This window comes from Pseudomonas sp. GQ91 (genome assembly GCF_059758795.1).
The window spans coordinates 1-340 of sequence record NZ_JCAXED010000067.1 but is presented as its reverse complement, the minus strand read 5'-3'; the positions used below and the strand labels follow the sequence as shown (position 1 = coordinate 340).

Annotated in this window: 2 tRNA genes; both read left to right on the top strand. The window is 46.5% G+C overall.

The annotated features are described in order from the left end of the window. Nucleotides 1–60: 60 nt before the first annotated feature. Nucleotides 61–137, top strand: a tRNA-Ile gene (locus AC6CIA_RS26445). Between the two features lie 10 nt (nt 138–147). Then, nucleotides 148–223, top strand: a tRNA-Ala gene (locus tag AC6CIA_RS26440). Nucleotides 224–340 lie beyond the last annotated feature (117 nt).

The following is a 340-nucleotide window of genomic DNA, read 5'->3' as shown; positions in this document are numbered from 1 at the left end:
TAGAAGCAGCTTTAAGCTCCAAGCTGATAGCTCATAGCTAACAGTTACGCGCTCGAAATTGGGTCTGTAGCTCAGTTGGTTAGAGCGCACCCCTGATAAGGGTGAGGTCGGCAGTTCGAATCTGCCCAGACCCACCAATTTTGTTATGGGGCCATAGCTCAGCTGGGAGAGCGCCTGCCTTGCACGCAGGAGGTCAGCGGTTCGATCCCGCTTGGCTCCACCATTAACTGCTTCTACTTGTTAGAGTTTAGAAATGAATATTCTCAAGCGAATATTGATTTCTAGTCTTTGATTAGATCGTTCTTTAAAAATTTGGGTATGTGATAGAAAGATAGACTGG